Consider the following 16,645-nt stretch of genomic DNA (forward strand, 5'->3'; position numbering starts at 1 on the left):
CGGCCGACCCGCTCACGAGTAGCGGGAGATACCCCGATCCCAGGCCAGCGACGCGGAGAACCCATAAACCGCTTCAGGATTACCCACAAGAATTTTCTCCACCGTGCTTTCATCACCGGCACAGCGGACGAGCCAGTCCAGCAGCAGTGCGTCATCGGGACGTGGCTGCGCGCCAGGATGCGGCCAGTTGCTTCCCCACAGGCAGCGCTCGGGGTAGCGCGCAGCCAGCGCGCGCGCGAGCAGCGCCACGTCGTCGTAGTCCGGTGCGCCAAGGCGGGACGTTTCATAAGGGGCGGAGAGCTTCACCCAGCATCGTCCGCGATCGAGCAGGCGGCACAGCGAGCCGAACGCGTCGCTGTCCGGGCGCACCGGCTCGATGAACTTGCCCGTATGGTCGATGACCAGCTTGCAGGGCAAGTCCATCAGTTCGGACTCGTAGCCCGGCAGGCTGCGCCCATCGAGCTGGAGATCGATATGCCAGCCGAGTGGGGCGATGCGGGCAGCGTCGGCCTTGAGATTGCTCCATGAGGTGAGACCGCCGGCGAGCATCATGTAACGCAGACCGCGAATGCCCGCCTCGTGCAGACGGGCAATCTCATCGTCACAGTGCTGCGGCGGCAGCATCGCAATGCCGCGTGCGTTAGCACCGAACTTTTCCAGTGCCGACAATGTGCAGCTGTTGTCGAAGCCATAGCCGGTGGGTTGCACCACGACGACACGTGTCAGGCCCAACGCCTTTTGCATCCGCAGGTATGCGCTTACGGGCGCGGGCGGCGGGAGAAACGTTGCGCTGGACGCAAGCGGATAGCCGTCTTCATAGATATGAATGTGGCAATCACATGCGCCCGGGTACACCGTAGCCAAAGTCGAATCCATACCCCGTGTCAGTTGCGGTCCGGTACGGAAAACGGAGCGTTCGCGATTCCACCGTTGTCTGTACCCGCCGACCCGCCACGCGCGAATCTGCTCAGGCGGCTCGCATGAGGAGCATTGACGGCGCCTTCCGGAATTTCTCCGCGGAATATCGCCTCGACCTGCGACACGGTCTGGAGCGCCTGGTGTTCGATAGCCTCCGGCGTGAGACCGCCGATATGAGGGGTCGCGATAACCTTGGGATGCCGTGCGAGTAGCAGCGACGGCATCTGGTCCGGCTCGCTGCCGACGTCGAGCGCGCAGCCAGCCAGATGGCCGGAATCCAGCGCACAGCGCAGCGCAGCTTCATCGACCAGTTCCCCGCGCGCGGCATTGATGAAGTACGCCCCGGGTTTCATCGAGCCGAACGTTCGCGCATTCATCAGGTGAGCGGTTTCGGCCGTTGCGGGCGCGAGGCAGACGACGAAATCGGACATGCCCAGCAGCGCGGGCAGCGTGACCTGCTCCAGCGTGTGCCGTTCGACGTCGGTGTACGGATCGGTGACGACGACGCGCATGCCCAATGCGCACGCTGCGTCGCAGAGATAGCGCGATATCTGGCCGTATCCGATGACCCCGAGGGTTGCACCGCGCAACTGGCGTCCCATGGCGGGCTCCGCGGGCACGCCGCGATGGTATGCCGCCGCGTAGGTATCGATGCCGCGCGCCATCGCGACCATCACGCCGATCACCCATTCCGATACCGACGGCACGAACCCGGCGCTTGCCTGGGTGACGAGCACGCCGTGCTCGCATGCGGCGTCGACATCGATGGTGCGGATGTCGACCGCGCACCGGACGAGCGCGGCCAGCCCCGGCAGCGCGGTGAATAAAGCCCGCGGCGCCGGCGTCTGGCGATAGGCGATGATGACGTCGCAATCGCGCGCCGCGATCGCCAGTTCATCGGTGGTGAGCTCCCGATGCCCGGTGTTCAGTTTTACCCGGGCCCGTGCGCGCAATTCAGCAAGCGCCTTGTCGCCGAAGTAACGCTCCAGCATGTTTCGGGGGTGAGTAACAAAAACCGTATTCATGTGCTGGTCTTCCGCTTTCTTGCATGGGTAGACGCGGTCTGTGCGGGGGGCGCCGCAACGGATTCGCGTTCGACGAGCAACGTCGTGTTGAAAACCAGATCGTCTGCATCCACGTCGGGCGGGCAGGGGCCGGTCATGGCCCGCTCGACCATCGCGCGAGCCATTTCGGTCACTGGCAGTTGTACCGTCGTCAATCCGGGATTGGAAATCGCGGACAGAAAGAGGCCATCCATTCCCACGACAGAGATGTCCGAGGGCACGTTCAGACCTGTCTCGCGCAGGCCGGACATCAACCCCAGCGCCATCAGGTCGTTGACCGCCACGATTCCCGTTGGGCGGCAGGCATCCTTGACGATTTGCAGCGCAAGATCGTGTCCCGCTTCGCCGATGACGGAATCGCCGTATTCGTTCGACGGGCCCCCTTCGATGACACGTGCGTGTTCGCGCAAGCCGGCCTCGCTGGCCGCTGCGTAGAAACCGTCGATCTTGTCGCTGCGGCTAACCGTCATGCCCGCGACCGTCGCGAACGCGAGGTGCGTATGGCCATGCGCGATCAGGTGCCGGGTGGCGATCCGCGCTGCCTCGAAGTTATCCGGCGCGATGTGGTTGACTTTCGAGTGTTCGCCCGGTGTCGCGCGCCGGTCGTAGCTGACGACAATCATGCCGCGCTGCACGGCCTGCGTCAGGTGGCTCTCGTCGGCAAGCGAAGAGATCACGATCACGCGCCGTACACCATGGGCGAGGAGATCCTCGAAAAAAGACGCTTCCTTTTCCTTGTCCCGATAGGTGTTCCCGATCAACACCCGGTGCCCGTACTTTTCCTGCGCGAAGGTCTCGACCTCGCGGGCGATGTAGCCGTACATCGGGTTGGCGATGGACGGCACCAGCAGGCCAAGCAGCGGTGTCTGACCGGTTTTCAGCTGACGCGCGAGCGTACTGGGCCGGTATTTCAGCGCGACGATCGCTTCCTCCACGCGTGCGAGCGTCTCCTGACGCATCTTTTCCGTGCGGCCGTTCAGTACATTCGACACGGTGCTCGCCGAGACGGCGGCATGTCGGGCGACGTCTTGTATCGTGCTCACAAGATCCTCGGTAAGGTGACTTACATCCCAAAGCGGGATGGTAGCCAGAGAGAGAAGCCGGGTACAAGCACCAGCAGGATGAGGACGACAGCCAGTACCGCGAGGTATTTGAGCATCGGCCGCGCGACGCGCTCGACCCGGGTGCCCGTGATCGCGCACGTGGCGAACAGGCCCAGCCCTACAGGCGGTGCAAAGAGGCCGAGTCCCATCGCCACCACCGCAACCGTTCCAAAGTGTAGCGGGTTGATTCCCATCTGCTGCGCAATCGGCGTCAGCAGAGGCCCGAAGATGATCAACGCGGGCGCGCCTTCAAGTATTGCACCGAACGCGATCATGACCAGTACGGACAGCAGCATGAACCCTGATGCACCGTAGTGACTGCCGAAAGAGATCATCACGCTGGATACGAGCGCCGGAATCTGCTCGAGGGTGAGTGCGAACGAGACGCTCGATGCCGCGGCAACGATGAACAGAATGCTGCCGGCCATCGACGCGGCGCGCACGAAGAGCCGTCCTACACCACGGGGCGTCAGCTCGCGGAACGCGATCCATCCCGCGACGAGCGCATAGACCACGGCGAAGGCCGATACTTCGGTCGAAGTCGCCACGCCCGACGTGACGCCCTTGCCGATCATGCCGATCATGATGAGCGCAACGAGCGCGCCGCCGAGCAGCGGCACCAGCGGCCGTCGCACGCTGAAGGCCTGGTCGGGATCGATGCGCCGGCCGAAGATCACGGCCATGACGCAGAGCGACACGGCGAGCACGACGGCCGGCACGATCCCGGCGAGAAACAGCCCGGCAATCGAAATGTTGGCGACGAACCCCATGATGATCATGTTCACGCAGGGCGGGATCGTTTCCGCCATGACCGCGCTGCTGGCAAGGAGCGCGGCGATCTCGTCGGGGTCTTCGCCACTCTGGCGTACGGCCGGCATGATGACTCCGCCGACAGCCGCGATATCGGCGAGCTTGGAGCCGGACACGCCTGAAAAGAACGCGGTTGCCGTAATGGCGATCAGGCCGAGGCCGCCACGCACGCGTCCGAATACGCGCAGCAGCAGCTCGATCAGCCGCGACGACATGCCGTTGGACTCCATCAGCAGGCCGGCCAGGACAAAGAACGGTATCGCGAGCAGAACAAAGTGATTGGCACCTGCCATGACCTGCTGCGAGTACACGAGTATGGGCAGGCTCGGTTCAGCGAGAAAAAATAGCAGCGCGGAAAAGGTCAGTACGAAACAGATCGGTATGCCAAGGAGGAGACCGCCGAAAAATCCCGCGGCGAGCAGCAGGCCCGGTTCGGTCGGATGCGCCGGGACGAACGTGTTCCATGCGACGAGCGCGAGGGCAATGACCGCGCATCCGGCCAGGCTTCCCAGTACGACGCGCGCGGCGCCGTTGAGTGCATTCGCCACCGCGAAGAGCGTCATGAAGAGGCTGCCGGTCATGAGCGGATAGACGTTGATCCAGCCGGGCAAGCCACTCGCCGTCGTCTGCCCGTACGAATCGACGAGCAGCAGGCACGACGAAAAAAAGAGGCTCGCCGACACACCCGCGATGATCCAGTGCCCGGCGTGAATCATCGCGGGTTGCCAGCGCCTCGGCAAAAGGCTGCGGAACAGTTCGATGCCGACGTGCTGGCTACGCGCGAGCACCGTCGCGGCGCCGAAGAAGACCAGAACGATCATCAGGGCCGATGCGATTTCTTCCGCCCAGTCCACCGGGTCGTGCAGGAAGTAGCGGTAGATCACCGAGATGAATACCACGGCCACGTCGGCGGCAAGCACGGCTGCCGAGAGATATTCGGTCCATCGCACGAGGCGTTCGAGGCCCGGTCCCCACGGTGTGCCACGGTCGAAGGCCAGCGCCGTGGCAGTGGCGTGGGCGTTCTCGCCTGGCGTCGGGGTGGTGGGGAGCGCGCTCATCGGTCAGGCCTTTGCCGCGGCGATTTCTGAAAAGAGCGGCGCCGTCACCGGATATTGTTTTGCGAAGCTCTGATACAGCGTGCCCTGCAGTTGACTGCGCACCGCATCGCGCTCGGCGCTCGCCATCGGGTAGAACGTCATGCCGCGCTCCTTGAGCGCCTGCTCTGCCTGCGTGACTTTTTCGTCAGCGATGGGACGCTGCTTCAGGCTGGCGTCCTTGATGGCCTTGAAGAATCCCGGACGCAGCTCGGCGGGGATCTTGTCCATGGATCGTTTTCCGATCACCACAACGAGCGGACTGAAGTTGTGCTGGGTTTTCCAGCATGACTTCACGACCTCGTAGAACTTGCCCGACAGCACCGTGGCCGAGTCGTGTTCCAGCCCGTCGACGACGCCCGTTTGCGCGGCCATGTAGAGCTCGCCAAACGGAATCGGCGTGGGAACCGCGCCCATTGCCTTGAACGTCTCGATGAACGCGGGCGTCGGCAATACCCGGATTTTGGTGCCCTTGAACTCGGCCAGCGAACGCACGGGCTTTTTGGTGAAGACGTTGCGCGCGCCGAACTGCGACGTCCACGTGAGAATCTGGCAACCCGAGCGGTCCTGCAGGCACTTGTTCAGCGCGGCACCCACGTGGCCATCCAGCACCTTCTCCGCATGCGCGAAGCTGTCGAACAGATAACCCATGTCCAGCATGCCGATTTCCGGGGCGAGCGTGGCCCATATCGAAACGCCCGTCACCATCATGTCGATCGATCCGATCTTGACCTGCTGCACGACGTCGCTTTCCTTGCCGAGCTGGTTATTGGGAAAGTAGTCGACATGGATCGCGTCGCCCAGGTTTGCCTTCAGATTCGCCGCGAAATTCTGATACCAGACGTAGTGCGAGGCGTTCGGGTCCGCCACCATCGACGACGAAAACCGCAGCGAAACCGGCGCGGAAGCACGCGCGATCACGGGCAAGGAACCGGCCGCCGCGGCGACCGACGCGGCGGAGGTGAGTTGCAGGAATTTTCGCCGGGAAATCGAAGCCATGGGATGTCTCCTGAAGTCCGTATTCTTCGGACAGGTTTTGGTGTATCGATATAGTAAATCGATACACCAAACGGAAGCAGCCAGGGTTTTTACGCGGGTTAAGGTATGTCCTGTTGTCAGCACAGACGTCGACCACTGCGTATTGCCAGGCGATACGGTCACGCTGCTCCTTCCGCTGCGTGAACCGATCGAAAGGCCCTGGCTCGCCGACGGCCTGAGACCCCCGTTCATTTTTACGTCGCGTTCAGGCGCCGTGAACGGCTAGCCGGTTTGAACGCCTTCCTGACGTTGTTCAATATTCGTCGCCGTTCACGCATCGTGTACACTAGAAAAACTTGAACGGAGTTGCAGATGCGCGCATCAGTCGTCGCCCCCGATCCACTCGTCACGTCCGCCACCCAGGCATTCAGCGTCAGCGCGGGCGTTGCAACGTCGGTCATGCCCACGCCGCCCGGTACCGGCTACGACAGCACAGTCGAGTTCGAGCTAGATCCACCGGTGCGCCGCGTGGCCATCGTAGTACCCTCAATCGACCGCCAGGAGCGGCTCTCCGCTCTGGCTGCCACCGGCGGCCTGCACGACGCCCAGCATGTTCTTCTCGTGACATCGTATCTTTCACCCGCCCTTGTCAACGCCTGCCGCAGCCTTGGCGTGAACGCGATCGACGAGGCTGGCAACGCATTCGTGAAAGACGGTAATACTCTGGTCCTGATTTCCGGTCGTCCGCGCGCCACCGAGCTCCGTCGACCCAGCCTCTGGTCCAGGCGATCATTTCAGGTCATCCTCGCGCTGCTCGTCAGGCCAGCGCTACTTCACGAAAGCAGACGCACGATCGCAATGTTCGCCGGCGTGAGCACCGGCACCGCACACACCACCGTGCAAACGCTATTGCAGCGTAAGGATCTGATCGAGCGCGGGGACGGGCTGGCTTTCACCAACTTCGACCGGTTGCTCGATGAATGGGTCACCCTGTATCCCTCGCTCCTGAGGGAATCACTGAAACTCGGACGATACCGCGCGACGGAGCCGAACTGGTGGACCGACATGCAGGCGCCGAACGACGAATGGATGTTGGGTGGTGAGTCGGCCGCTGCGCTCATGACGAATTATCTGAAGCCGGCGGTCGTGACGGTGTACTGCACCAACGGGATCCCCACCCAGATGATCAGTCGCGGGCGGCTGCGCCCGGACCCTACGGGAAACGTTGAGTTTCTCAAGGCGCCCTTCGAGTTGAACCGCACCCCGGGGTTGGTCGACAACGTCGTCTATCCCGTGCTCGTGTACGCCGATCTCGTCGCGAGCGGTGACTCGCGCAACCTCGAAACCGCGCAACTGATTCGTGACCAGTACATCCAGCATGGCAATTAAGCTGCACGAGGCCCATCCTTTCCCCGAGATGTCCGTCGCCGTCCTGCGTGACGTCTCGATCGCGGCGAATCAAGCTGGCGCAGCATGGTTTGTGGGCGGGGCGACGGCTCGCGATATCCTGACCACGCACCGTTTCGGGATCGAGCAGTCGCGGGCGACCGCCGATGTCGACATTGGTGTGTGCATCGAAAGCTGGCAAGGCGACAGGGAACTGCGCGACGCGCTCATTGGGACGGGAAGGTTCGAGCCCGGTGAGGAGGCTCAGCGGCTCTATTACATCGCGCCCGACTCAGGCGAAAGGATGTGGCTGGATGTTGTTCCCTTCGGGGGACTCGAGCGCGAGGGCGATCGCGAGATTGAATGGCCAGGTGGCGCATTCCGGATGAACGTCGCAGGCTTTGGCGAAGCGCTGGAAGCGGCCGTCGAGGTTGAACTGGCAGACGACGTCGTTGTCCTCGTTGCGTCCCTTCCGGCGCTCGCGATGCTCAAGATCCTCGCGTGGCGAGACAGGCACACCGCGCATGCAAGGGACGCGACAGATCTGCGGTTCCTGATGTCGAGATATGCAGACGCTGGTAACTACGATCGCCTCTACGACGGCGACGCTCTGGATCTTCTCGAAGCCCACGGATTCGATCCGGACGTCGCTGGGGCTGCCCTGCTCGCGCGGGACATGGCGGCTCTCGTCGCACCAGCAATCCGGCCGCTGATTCTGGAGGCGTTGGCACCCGGCCAAGCCTACCCGCTGTTGCTTAACCAGATGCTGGGCGGGGGACACCGTATGCTACAGCTCGACGGAGAAGGAACCGGTGCGATCGAGCGCTTGTTCAACGCATTTCGAACGACCCTCGAGCGAGTGTTCGCGGCCGCTACCTGAGTGGATGCGAGGTTCGAATGTCGGTGTGGCTGTCTGGAGTTACACCTCACCGGGTGTGGTCGCGATTTGCCGCGAAGCGGCCTGTTGATAACGTGCAATGTGCTCACGCTGGCCGACGCGACAGGCAAGATGCGAACGATCATGCCTTGCGGTCCACCATTACCTGATACCTGGCTTCGAGTTCGTCGAACACTTTCTCGGCGGGCTCCCCTCGACCGGCATCGGAATCGGCGATGCTGCGCTCTATCACGGCATCCAGCGCGAGAAGCTGCGTCTCGCGATCCTGAATCAACCCACGCCTTCACGTAAGACTTCGCTTTTCGATCCATAGCGACCCGTTTCAACCATCTTCGTCACATACCCCTCGAGTTGCTGCAGACACCGCGTTCGCGCTCGCCCCGTTTCTACGCGCTTTCCCTTGGCGTGAGCGTAAACCGCAGATCGATGTGGTTCCGCTCGGGCGGGTGCCCGTCCAGTATCTGCAGCAACAGTCGGGCGGCCTCGAATCCGATCTGGTAGCGCGGTGTCGTGATGGTCGTGAGCGATGGCGTTGCCCACGCGGAAGGCGGCAGATCGTTGAATCCCGCAATCGCCATCTGGCCCGGCACGAGGACGCCGCGCCGCTGGCACTCGAACAGCGCGCCGAGCGCCAGGTCATCGTTGCAGCAGAAAACCGCGTCGCACGCGGGGGCATGTTCGAGCATCCGCGCGAGCAGCTTCGAGCCAAGGCCGACGCTCGATGGCTCGCTGGTCAATATCTCCACATCGGGATCGAGCCCCGCCTCGCGTAGCGCGCGGCGAAAGCCGGCGCGGCGCTGCATGGTGCGCGGGTCCAGTTGCGCGGCAATGAATCCCGGCCGCCGATAACCGCGCTCAAGCAGATATTTCGTGAGCGTGAAGCCCGCGCGCTGCTGCGAAAAGCCGACCGACCATTGGTCGGGAGTGCGGCTCAGGTCGTACATGTGAACCACAGGCACGCGCGCGGCCGAAAGACGCTGACGGATGGCCCCCGAGCCGTCGATGCCCGTGACGAGAAAACCATCGGGCGCGTGCGTGAGATAGGTCGATACGAGTTCGGCCTGCTTGTCGGCAGAATAGTTCGTATTGCCGATCAAAAATTGATAGCCCGCAGGCCCCAGGCAATCCTGGATGCCGGCGAGCGTATCGACGAAAACCTCATTCGATAAAGACGGGACCAGCACCCCCACCACGCGCGAGCGCGACGAGGCCAACGTACGCGCCGCATGGCTCGGCACGTAGCCGAGCTCGGCTACGGCCGCTTCAACGCGCGCGCGCGCCTCGGGCAATACCTGCGCCGGGTTTTTAAGCGCGCGGGACACGGTCATCGGACTGACCTGCGCACGATCGGCGACATCGGTGATCGTCGCGCGCCCGCTCGGCCTGCGCCGCGCGGGCCGGCGTGGATGCCCGTCGACGTCGCGGGGGGCGCCCGGCGAAGCGGGCACATTGTGGTACGGCGCCACCCGCTCCACGGCGTCTGCAAGATCGGCCAGTTGCGAGCGTGCGCCTCGCTCATTGGGTGTTGCAGCGGTGGAATTGCGCGGGCGCTGAGGCGGTCTGGGCTGTCTGGTCGCGCCGGTCGGTTTTCTGTTCATCGTGCGAGTATCGCCCTTGCATACGCCGGAAAGGAAGCCCGGGAAAGCACTTGAGTCAGGGTTCATCCGGATAGGGCGGAGTGGTCTGGTATCGCTACCATGCGCATCATCCCAGGATGGGAAAACCACGACGATACAAGGAGACTGCCGGATGCGAACCCAATCAAGCAACCTGTCGAAGCCATACAGCCGCACTGTGAAGCTCACCGCCTGTGCGGTTGGCGTCGCGGCGCTCCTTGCCGCCGGGGTAGCGCGGTCCGCGGAGGTTGAAGTGCTGCATTACTGGACCTCCGGTGGTGAAGCAAAATCCGCGCAGGTCCTCAAGCAGATGCTCGACGAAAAGGGTGATACGTGGAAGGACTTCGCCGTCGCGGGCGGCGGCGGCGGCAACGCGATGACCGCGCTCAAGACGCGCGTGATCGCCGGGAACCCACCTGCTGCCGCCCAGATCAAGGGGCCGGCCATTCAGGAGTGGGGCGATGAAGGCGTCCTGGTATCGATTGACGATGTGGCGAAGCATGAAGGCTGGGACAAGCTGATCCCGCCGCAGATCTCGAGCATCATGAAATACAAGGGCCAATATGTGGCGGCGCCGGTCAATGTGCACCGGGTCAACTGGTTGTGGATCAATGCGGATGCGCTGAAGAAGGTGAGCGCGCAGCCACCGGCGACGTGGGACGAGTTCTTCAAGACCGCTGACGCGCTGCAGAAAGCGGGCATCATCCCGGTCGCGATCGGCGGCCAGTCCTGGCAGGAAGCCGAAACCTTCGAAACCGTGGCGCTCGGCGTGGGCGGCGCGGCTTTCTACAAGAAGGCTTTCGTGCAACTCGATCCGGCGACGCTCAAAGGGCCGACAATGGTCAAGGCGCTCGAAACATTCAAGAAGATCAAGGCCTACACCGACAAGGGCCAGACAGGGCGTGACTGGAACATGGCGACCGGCATGGTGATCACCGGCAAGGCGGCAATGCAGTTCATGGGGGATTGGGCCAAGGGCGAGTTCAGCGTGGCCAATAAGGTCCCGGGTAAGGACTATTTGTGCGTGCCGGGTCCCGGCTCGCAAAACGCCTATACGTTCAATGTCGACAGCTTCGCTTTCTTCAAGGTCAAGAGCCCGGACGTCCAGAAAGGACAGAAGGATCTTGCGAGCCTGCTTCTGAGTCCGAAGTTCCAGGAGATCTTCAATCTCAACAAGGGTTCGATTCCGGTGCGGCAGGGCATGGACCTGTCGAAGTTCGACGCCTGCGCGCACCGGTCGGCAGCCGATTTCACCAGTTCGCAAGCCAGGGGAACACTCGTGCCGTCCTGGGCGCATGACATGGTCGATACCCCAGCGGTCGAAGGCGCCTTTTATGATGTGATCGGCAACTACTGGAGCGACGATAACGAAACCGCACAGGAAGCCGCGGACAAGCTCGCCGTTGCAGCCAGGACCCGATGAAGCAGTGCCGCGAGCGCGGCGCTTCGCGATGACGCGCAGGGGGTGAGTCGAGCCTCTGGTTGATGGGGCTGCGCTGTGCCGTGACGGAATCGAGGTAACTGAATACAGTCTTTCCGTGCTACGGAAAAATGATCGAGGCGTAATCGCGCGCGCCGTGCAGGACGTGAAGAACGTCGATGCGCTCGGGCTGGCCGACGACGCGGTAGAAAATTTGATAGCGGCCATGAACGCGGTGCCGCACGCCTCGATCTTCGTAGCGCGGCACAAGCGGGAAAGCGAAGGGCATGTCTGCGAGACTCAGGCATTTGTCGCGCAGTTCGCGGACGAAGCTCACGGCGCGACGCGAATTATCCCGGGCTATGTAATCGCCGATCGCTTCCGGCTCGGCCCTTGCGACAGGCAAGATGCGAACAATCATGCCTTGCGGTCCACCATTGCCTGATACCTGGCTTCGAGCTCGTCGAACACTTTCTCGGCTGGTTCCCGTCGACCGGCATCTGAATCGGCGATGCTGCGCTCTATCACGGCATCCAGCGCGAGAAGCTGCGTCTCGCGATCCTGAATCCGCCTCACGCCTTCGCGTAAGTCTTCGCTTTTCGAGCCATAGCGGCCCGTTTCAACCGGCTTCGTGACATACCCATCGAGTGGCTGTCCCAAGTCCGCGCTAATCATGGCAGAGTCCCCCAGGTGAACAAGCCAATTCCATATTCTTTATCAATTATTATCAAATGAACGCGCGATACGCCCGGTCTTGATTCGACTATCTATCTCGTCGTGAAGACCGGGCACGCAGCCGCACCGGATCAGGAACCCGGCCCGCGCGAAGCCTACGCCGCGTCGAACCCCTTCGGATTCGTCGACTGCCAGCGCCAGTGGTCGGCGCACATGCGCTCGATACCGAACTGCGCGCGCCATCCGAGCAGTTTTTCCGCTGCGGCCGGATTGGCGAAGCATTGCGCGACGTCGCCTGGCCGGCGCGCGACGATCTCATAAGGCACCGGTTTGCCCGACGCCTTTTCAAACGAGCGCACCACATCCAGCACGCTATATCCCTGGCCTGTACCAAGATTCACGACAAAACTCGCATCGTGCTTCACTAAGGCATCGAGTGCCGCAAGGTGCCCGCGAGCGAGATCGACGACGTGAATGTAATCGCGCACGCCGGTGCCATCGGGCGTGTCGTAATCGCCGCCGAACACGCGCAGCTTTTCGAGCTTGCCCACCGCGACCTGCGCGACGTACGGCATCAGGTTGTTCGGAACACCGGCGGGATCTTCGCCGATCAAGCCGCTTTCATGCGCGCCGACCGGATTGAAATAACGCAGCGTCGCGATGCGCCACGTCGGATCTGAAACCTCAAGATCGCGCAGCACCTGCTCGGCGATCAACTTCGATTGCCCATACGGATTCGTCGCGGAAAGCGGAAACGATTCGTCGATCGGCGAGCTTTCCGGCACGCCATATACCGTCGCCGATGAGCTGAACACGAACTGCTTCACGTCGCGCTCACGCATCACATCGAGCAGCACAAGCAGGCTGTCGACGTTGTTGCGGTAGTACTCGACCGGTTTCGCCACCGATTCGCCCACCGATTTCAGCGCCGCGAAGTGGATCGCAGCCGTAACGGGATGTGCATCGAAAATGCGCCTGAGCGCCGCTTCGTCGCGCGCGTCGGCTTCGTGGAATGCGAGCTTTTTGCCGGTAATCTTCTCGACGCGCCTGAGCGACTCGGGATTGCTGTTCACGAGGTTGTCGATGACCACGACGTCATAGCCGCCGTTCAACAATTCGACGCACGTATGGGAGCCGATGAAACCCGCTCCGCCCGTCACCAGGATCGTGCCCTTCGCGTTCGTTGCAGACATGCTTTACTCCGTTAAAGTGAAACGCCCGTCAAGGTGTGCAAGAGGTCTTTATATCGTTCGACGACGACCCGCTCGTCGAATTCAGACGCGACTTTCTGCCGGCCGCGTTCGCCCATCGCGCGGCGTTCGTCGCCGCTCATATCGAGCATCTGCGCGAGTTTCGCGGTCAGACTCTCCGCGCTCTTCACCTCGCACAGCAATCCGTTGACGCCGTCGGCGACCACTTCGCGGCAACCCGGCACATCGGTCGCGACGATCGGCCGGCCCATCGCCGACGCTTCCATCAGCGTGCGCGGCACGCCCTCACGATACGACGGCAAAACAACGCAGTCGGCATCGACAATAAAAGGCCGCACGTCGTGCGCTTCGCCTGCGTACGTCACCACGCCTTCGCGCTGCCACGCGTCGACTTCCGCCCGCGTGATCGCGCTGGGATTATCGACGCCAACCGGCCCGAGCAGCAAAAAGCGCGCATGCGGGTAACGCACGCGCAGCTGGCGCGCGGCTTCGACATATTCGCCGACGCCCTTGTCCCACAGCAGGCGGCCGATCAGCACGAACGTGAATTGTGCCCGGTCCACGAGCGGCGCGAACGCAAACTGTTCGAGATCGACGCCTTCGCCGTGCAGCAGACGCGCACGCTCAGGATGCACGAGCAGCTTCTGGTCGAGGAACGCGGCTTCGTCGTCGCGATTGAGAAACCAGATTTCGCGCGGGAAGCGAAAAGCGAAACGGTACAGTTTTTTCGCGACCTGTGCCGCGCGGCTTTGCTGGATGAAAACGTAGCCCAGTCCGGTCGTTACCGCGACGGACGTCACGCCCGCCAGTTTCGCCGCGATCGATCCGTAGATATTCGGCTTGATCGTATAGTGAAACACGACGTCCGGGCGAATCGTCCGGTAGTGGCGATAGAGCGCCCAGAGCGTGCGCAGATCGTCGAGCGGGCTCGTGCCTTTCGAGGCGACCGGCAGGTCGATGCAACGGCAGCCCATCTGCATGAGCAGTTCGAACGTGCGGTCGCGCGGCGCGATCACGGTCACGTCGACACCCTTGCTCACAAGCATGCGGATCAGCCCCTGACGATACGTATGGATCGCCCACGCTGTGTTGCAGACAAGGCTGATGCGCAGTGTGCTGGCTGGCGGTCGGGAAGGCTTCATGCAGGGTTCGCGGCCTGTCGTGGAATGTCGTTGAAGGGGAACTGCTTCGAGTGCGGTTCAGCCTTGCGCGCGCGCGGTGAACAGCGTGCGCTTGATTCGCTGCAAGACGCTATAGGGCATCAGGAAATGCAGCAGGTTCTTGGCAAGACCGAGCCAGTCGTACACGTTCGCCACATTGAAGTAATGCAGTTGCAGCCGGAGCGTCGAAGCGATCTGCTGGTGGCGTTTCGTCGCGCTGATGCCGCCTTCGTTCAGTTCGTAATAGAGGCCCAGTTCAGCAAGATTCGCGCACTCGTAACGTTCCATCAGGCGCAGGAACAGGTCGAGATCCTCCGCCGAACGATACGCCGCGCGATAGTTGCCGACGGCGCGCACGGCGTCGATACGCAGCATCATCGAAGGATGCACGAAACAGCCGCGCAGAAAACGGATGCGGCGGATCGCCCGCGGCTCGGTGGGCGGCCTCAACATGAAGACCGGCGTGCCGTCGCGCGTGACCACCTGCGCCCACATGCCGAGGCCGGCAACCCGCGGATGCGCTTCGAGATGCGCGCGCTGTTTCGCGAGCCTGCCCGGCACCGTGAGATCGCCCGCGTCGATACGCGCGGCGTAGCGAAAGCCGCGTTCGGCGAGCGCGTCGATGCCGGTTTGCAACGCACGCTCGATGCCGCCGTTCTGCGGCATGCGCAGCACTTCGATCGACATGTTCGCGATCGTGGGCGCGACGATCGGCGGTGTGCTGCCGTCGTCGACGATCAGTGCATGGACGGGCGCGTCTTCGTCGAACGATGCGAGCGTGCGCTCCACGTCGGCCTGGCCGTTGTACGCGGGCATCAGGATCGCGACGTCGCGAAGCGCGCCCACGCGAGGCGTGCCAGCGGTCAGGTCGGCGGATAACGGCACGGAAGAACTCATGAGCGCAGCTTGAAACCGATGTAGTAGAAGTTGACCGCGGCGGCGGCCAGATAGCCGGCCGCGAGGCCGACGAGCGCGCCATACGCGCCAAGCCGCGGAATCGTCAGCAGATTGACGGCGAACGCCACTGCCAGCGCGAGCAGCCACTTCGACAGCAAAACGAATTTCGCCTGATATTTCAGCACGACGAGATTGCCGATCGCTTCGATACCCGCCGGCACGGAGAGCCACACGGCCCAGCGAAAAATCCCGATCGCGCCTTCATACGAAGGCCCGAACACATGGCTGATGATGAAACCGGCCAGCAGATCGAGCACGAGCGCGCCGCCCACCATCAGGAGCGCGGTCATCGCCATCAGCCGGGCCATGTTGCGGCGCAGGCGGGCGGCGTCCTGCACGCGATAGACGAAGGCGGGCGCAAGCGTCTGCGCGAGCATCAGCGCAAGCGTGATCCAGTTTTCGTTCAACTGCTGCGCGGCGGAATAGCGCCCGAGATCGGCAAACGAGATCGTGCGCTCGAGCATCAGCCGGTCGAGCTTCAGAAACAGATACATGCAGATGAGGCCGAGCCAGAACACCGTGCCCGCCGTCGCGAAGTGACGAAAGAGCGAACGGTCGAGATGCCAGCCGAGCCGGCCGCCATGCCGGCGTATGTAATACACCAGCAGCACGCCGCCGATCGCCGCCGACTCCAGCGCCCACAGCCAGCCGAAGCGCGCGGGCGCCGTGGCCGCGCGCACCAGTACCCAGACGAGCACGGCCTTGAAGAGGGCCGTCGTCATGCTGGTGAGCAGCTGCGGCTTGCTGTATGTCATGCTTTGCAGCCACGCGTTGATCACGCCGACAAACGGCTCGCGAAACAGCATCGTGACCGCGAGCCCGGCGAGCATCGCGCCGACGAGCGGATCGGTGAGACCCGCGGCACTGCCGGCCCACGTCAGCAGCAACGCGACGGCGGAAACCGCGATGCGCAGCACGAACGCGCTGCCCAGCACAGTGCCGAGCTGTTCGGGTGGACGATGGACGATGGTCGGCACGAGAATTTCCGCGCCGCACACCCATGTGACGGGCGAAAGCACAAGAAGGAGCGTATTGGCGTACTGCCATTTACCGAACGTATCGGGGCCGAAATAGCGGGCCAGCACGCCGCTGATGGCGATCGCGACGGCAATCTGCGTGAGCCGTTCGAGGCCCAGCCAGACGATATTGGCGAACGCCCGGGTGACATCCGGGCTGGCGAAGCGCCTGAGCGTCAGCATCCGCCGCCCGACGGTGCCTGCAAGGGTGCCCTGGAGGTTGCCTGTGACGCCGTCCGGGCAACCCCTTCAGCACGCACCATGCCTGCTCCGATGGAGACAGGAACCGGACCGTGAGCGCATGCCCGCCTCGTCGCTCGCCGTGGCAACTTTATGAGG

The 16,645-nt window shown here is 63.0% G+C and carries 16 protein-coding genes; 3 read left to right on the forward strand and 13 right to left on the reverse strand.

All coding sequences use genetic code 11. The features are described 5' to 3' along the window. Nucleotides 1-12: 12 nt before the first annotated feature. The 5 genes from LPA34_RS00405 to LPA34_RS00425 are packed head-to-tail and all read right to left on the reverse strand — an operon-like array spanning nt 13 to nt 5,988. The gene (locus LPA34_RS00405) at nt 13-876 is read right to left on the reverse strand and encodes an amidohydrolase family protein (protein WP_228973747.1); all 864 of its coding nucleotides are present in this window, start codon (nt 874-876) and stop codon (nt 13-15) included. An 8-nt stretch (nt 877-884) separates the two neighbouring features. Continuing rightward, nucleotides 885-1,943: a hydroxyacid dehydrogenase gene (locus tag LPA34_RS00410; RefSeq protein WP_228973749.1), complete on the reverse strand. Its 1,059-nt coding sequence runs from the start codon at nt 1,941-1,943 to the stop codon at nt 885-887. Continuing rightward, nucleotides 1,940-3,025: a LacI family DNA-binding transcriptional regulator gene (locus LPA34_RS00415; protein ID WP_228973751.1), complete on the reverse strand. Its 1,086-nt coding sequence runs from the start codon at nt 3,023-3,025 to the stop codon at nt 1,940-1,942. The genes LPA34_RS00410 and LPA34_RS00415 overlap by 4 nt, the downstream gene beginning before the upstream one ends. Before the next feature lie 20 nt (nt 3,026-3,045). Then, nucleotides 3,046-4,953 (reverse strand): TRAP transporter large permease, encoded by a 1,908-nt coding sequence (locus tag LPA34_RS00420; RefSeq protein ID WP_228973752.1) that lies wholly within the window; start codon nt 4,951-4,953, stop codon nt 3,046-3,048. Between the two features lie 3 nt (nt 4,954-4,956). After that, a complete protein-coding gene (locus LPA34_RS00425; protein WP_228973755.1) occupies nt 4,957-5,988 on the reverse strand; it encodes a TRAP transporter substrate-binding protein in 1,032 nt (343 codons plus the stop codon). Between the two features lie 351 nt (nt 5,989-6,339). Here LPA34_RS00425 and LPA34_RS00430 point away from each other — a divergent pair, with 351 nt between their 5' ends. Beyond that, on the forward strand, nt 6,340-7,356 hold the full coding sequence (locus LPA34_RS00430; RefSeq protein ID WP_228973758.1) for a type IV toxin-antitoxin system AbiEi family antitoxin: 1,017 nt from the start codon (nt 6,340-6,342) through the stop codon (nt 7,354-7,356). Next, entirely contained in the window at nt 7,346-8,233 is an 888-nt protein-coding gene (locus LPA34_RS00435) for a nucleotidyl transferase AbiEii/AbiGii toxin family protein (RefSeq protein WP_228973760.1), read from the forward strand. The genes LPA34_RS00430 and LPA34_RS00435 overlap by 11 nt, the downstream gene beginning before the upstream one ends. Nucleotides 8,234-8,372: 139 nt before the next feature. Here LPA34_RS00435 and LPA34_RS00440 read toward each other — a convergent pair whose 3' ends face one another. Further along, nucleotides 8,373-8,525: a hypothetical protein gene (locus tag LPA34_RS00440; RefSeq protein WP_324251697.1), complete on the reverse strand. Its 153-nt coding sequence runs from the start codon at nt 8,523-8,525 to the stop codon at nt 8,373-8,375. Between the two features lie 112 nt (nt 8,526-8,637). Beyond that, nucleotides 8,638-9,699 carry an HTH-type transcriptional regulator GntR gene (gene gntR, locus LPA34_RS00445; protein ID WP_411178741.1) on the reverse strand — a complete coding sequence of 354 codons (1,062 nt, stop codon included), beginning with the start codon at nt 9,697-9,699 and terminating at the stop codon, nt 8,638-8,640. A 301-nt stretch (nt 9,700-10,000) separates the two neighbouring features. On the opposite strand from gntR, the gene LPA34_RS00450 reads away from it, so the two are divergent. Next, nucleotides 10,001-11,290 (forward strand): ABC transporter substrate-binding protein, encoded by a 1,290-nt coding sequence (locus tag LPA34_RS00450; protein ID WP_228974157.1) that lies wholly within the window; start codon nt 10,001-10,003, stop codon nt 11,288-11,290. A 118-nt stretch (nt 11,291-11,408) separates the two neighbouring features. Here LPA34_RS00450 and LPA34_RS00455 read toward each other — a convergent pair whose 3' ends face one another. The 6 genes from LPA34_RS00455 to LPA34_RS00480 all read right to left on the reverse strand — a co-directional run bounded on the left by LPA34_RS00455 (nt 11,409) and on the right by LPA34_RS00480 (nt 16,489). Further along, nucleotides 11,409-11,708: a type II toxin-antitoxin system RelE/ParE family toxin gene (locus tag LPA34_RS00455; protein ID WP_228973764.1), complete on the reverse strand. Its 300-nt coding sequence runs from the start codon at nt 11,706-11,708 to the stop codon at nt 11,409-11,411. After that, on the reverse strand, nt 11,705-11,962 hold the full coding sequence (locus LPA34_RS00460; protein ID WP_228973766.1) for a type II toxin-antitoxin system ParD family antitoxin: 258 nt from the start codon (nt 11,960-11,962) through the stop codon (nt 11,705-11,707). The genes LPA34_RS00455 and LPA34_RS00460 overlap by 4 nt, the downstream gene beginning before the upstream one ends. Before the next feature lie 155 nt (nt 11,963-12,117). After that, the gene (gene galE, locus LPA34_RS00465) at nt 12,118-13,155 is read right to left on the reverse strand and encodes a UDP-glucose 4-epimerase GalE (RefSeq protein WP_228973770.1); all 1,038 of its coding nucleotides are present in this window, start codon (nt 13,153-13,155) and stop codon (nt 12,118-12,120) included. Nucleotides 13,156-13,166: 11 nt separating this feature from the next. Then, nucleotides 13,167-14,315 carry a glycosyltransferase family 4 protein gene (locus LPA34_RS00470; protein ID WP_228973772.1) on the reverse strand — a complete coding sequence of 383 codons (1,149 nt, stop codon included), beginning with the start codon at nt 14,313-14,315 and terminating at the stop codon, nt 13,167-13,169. A gap of 57 nt (nt 14,316-14,372) precedes the next feature. Continuing rightward, nucleotides 14,373-15,230: a glycosyltransferase gene (locus LPA34_RS00475; protein WP_228973773.1), complete on the reverse strand. Its 858-nt coding sequence runs from the start codon at nt 15,228-15,230 to the stop codon at nt 14,373-14,375. Further along, a complete protein-coding gene (locus LPA34_RS00480) occupies nt 15,227-16,489 on the reverse strand; it encodes an oligosaccharide flippase family protein (protein WP_228973775.1) in 1,263 nt (420 codons plus the stop codon). The genes LPA34_RS00475 and LPA34_RS00480 overlap by 4 nt, the downstream gene beginning before the upstream one ends. Between the last annotated feature and the right edge of the window lie 156 nt (nt 16,490-16,645).

The organism is Paraburkholderia gardini (genome assembly GCF_907164575.1).
In the GTDB taxonomy this organism is placed as follows: domain Bacteria; phylum Pseudomonadota; class Gammaproteobacteria; order Burkholderiales; family Burkholderiaceae; genus Paraburkholderia; species Paraburkholderia gardini.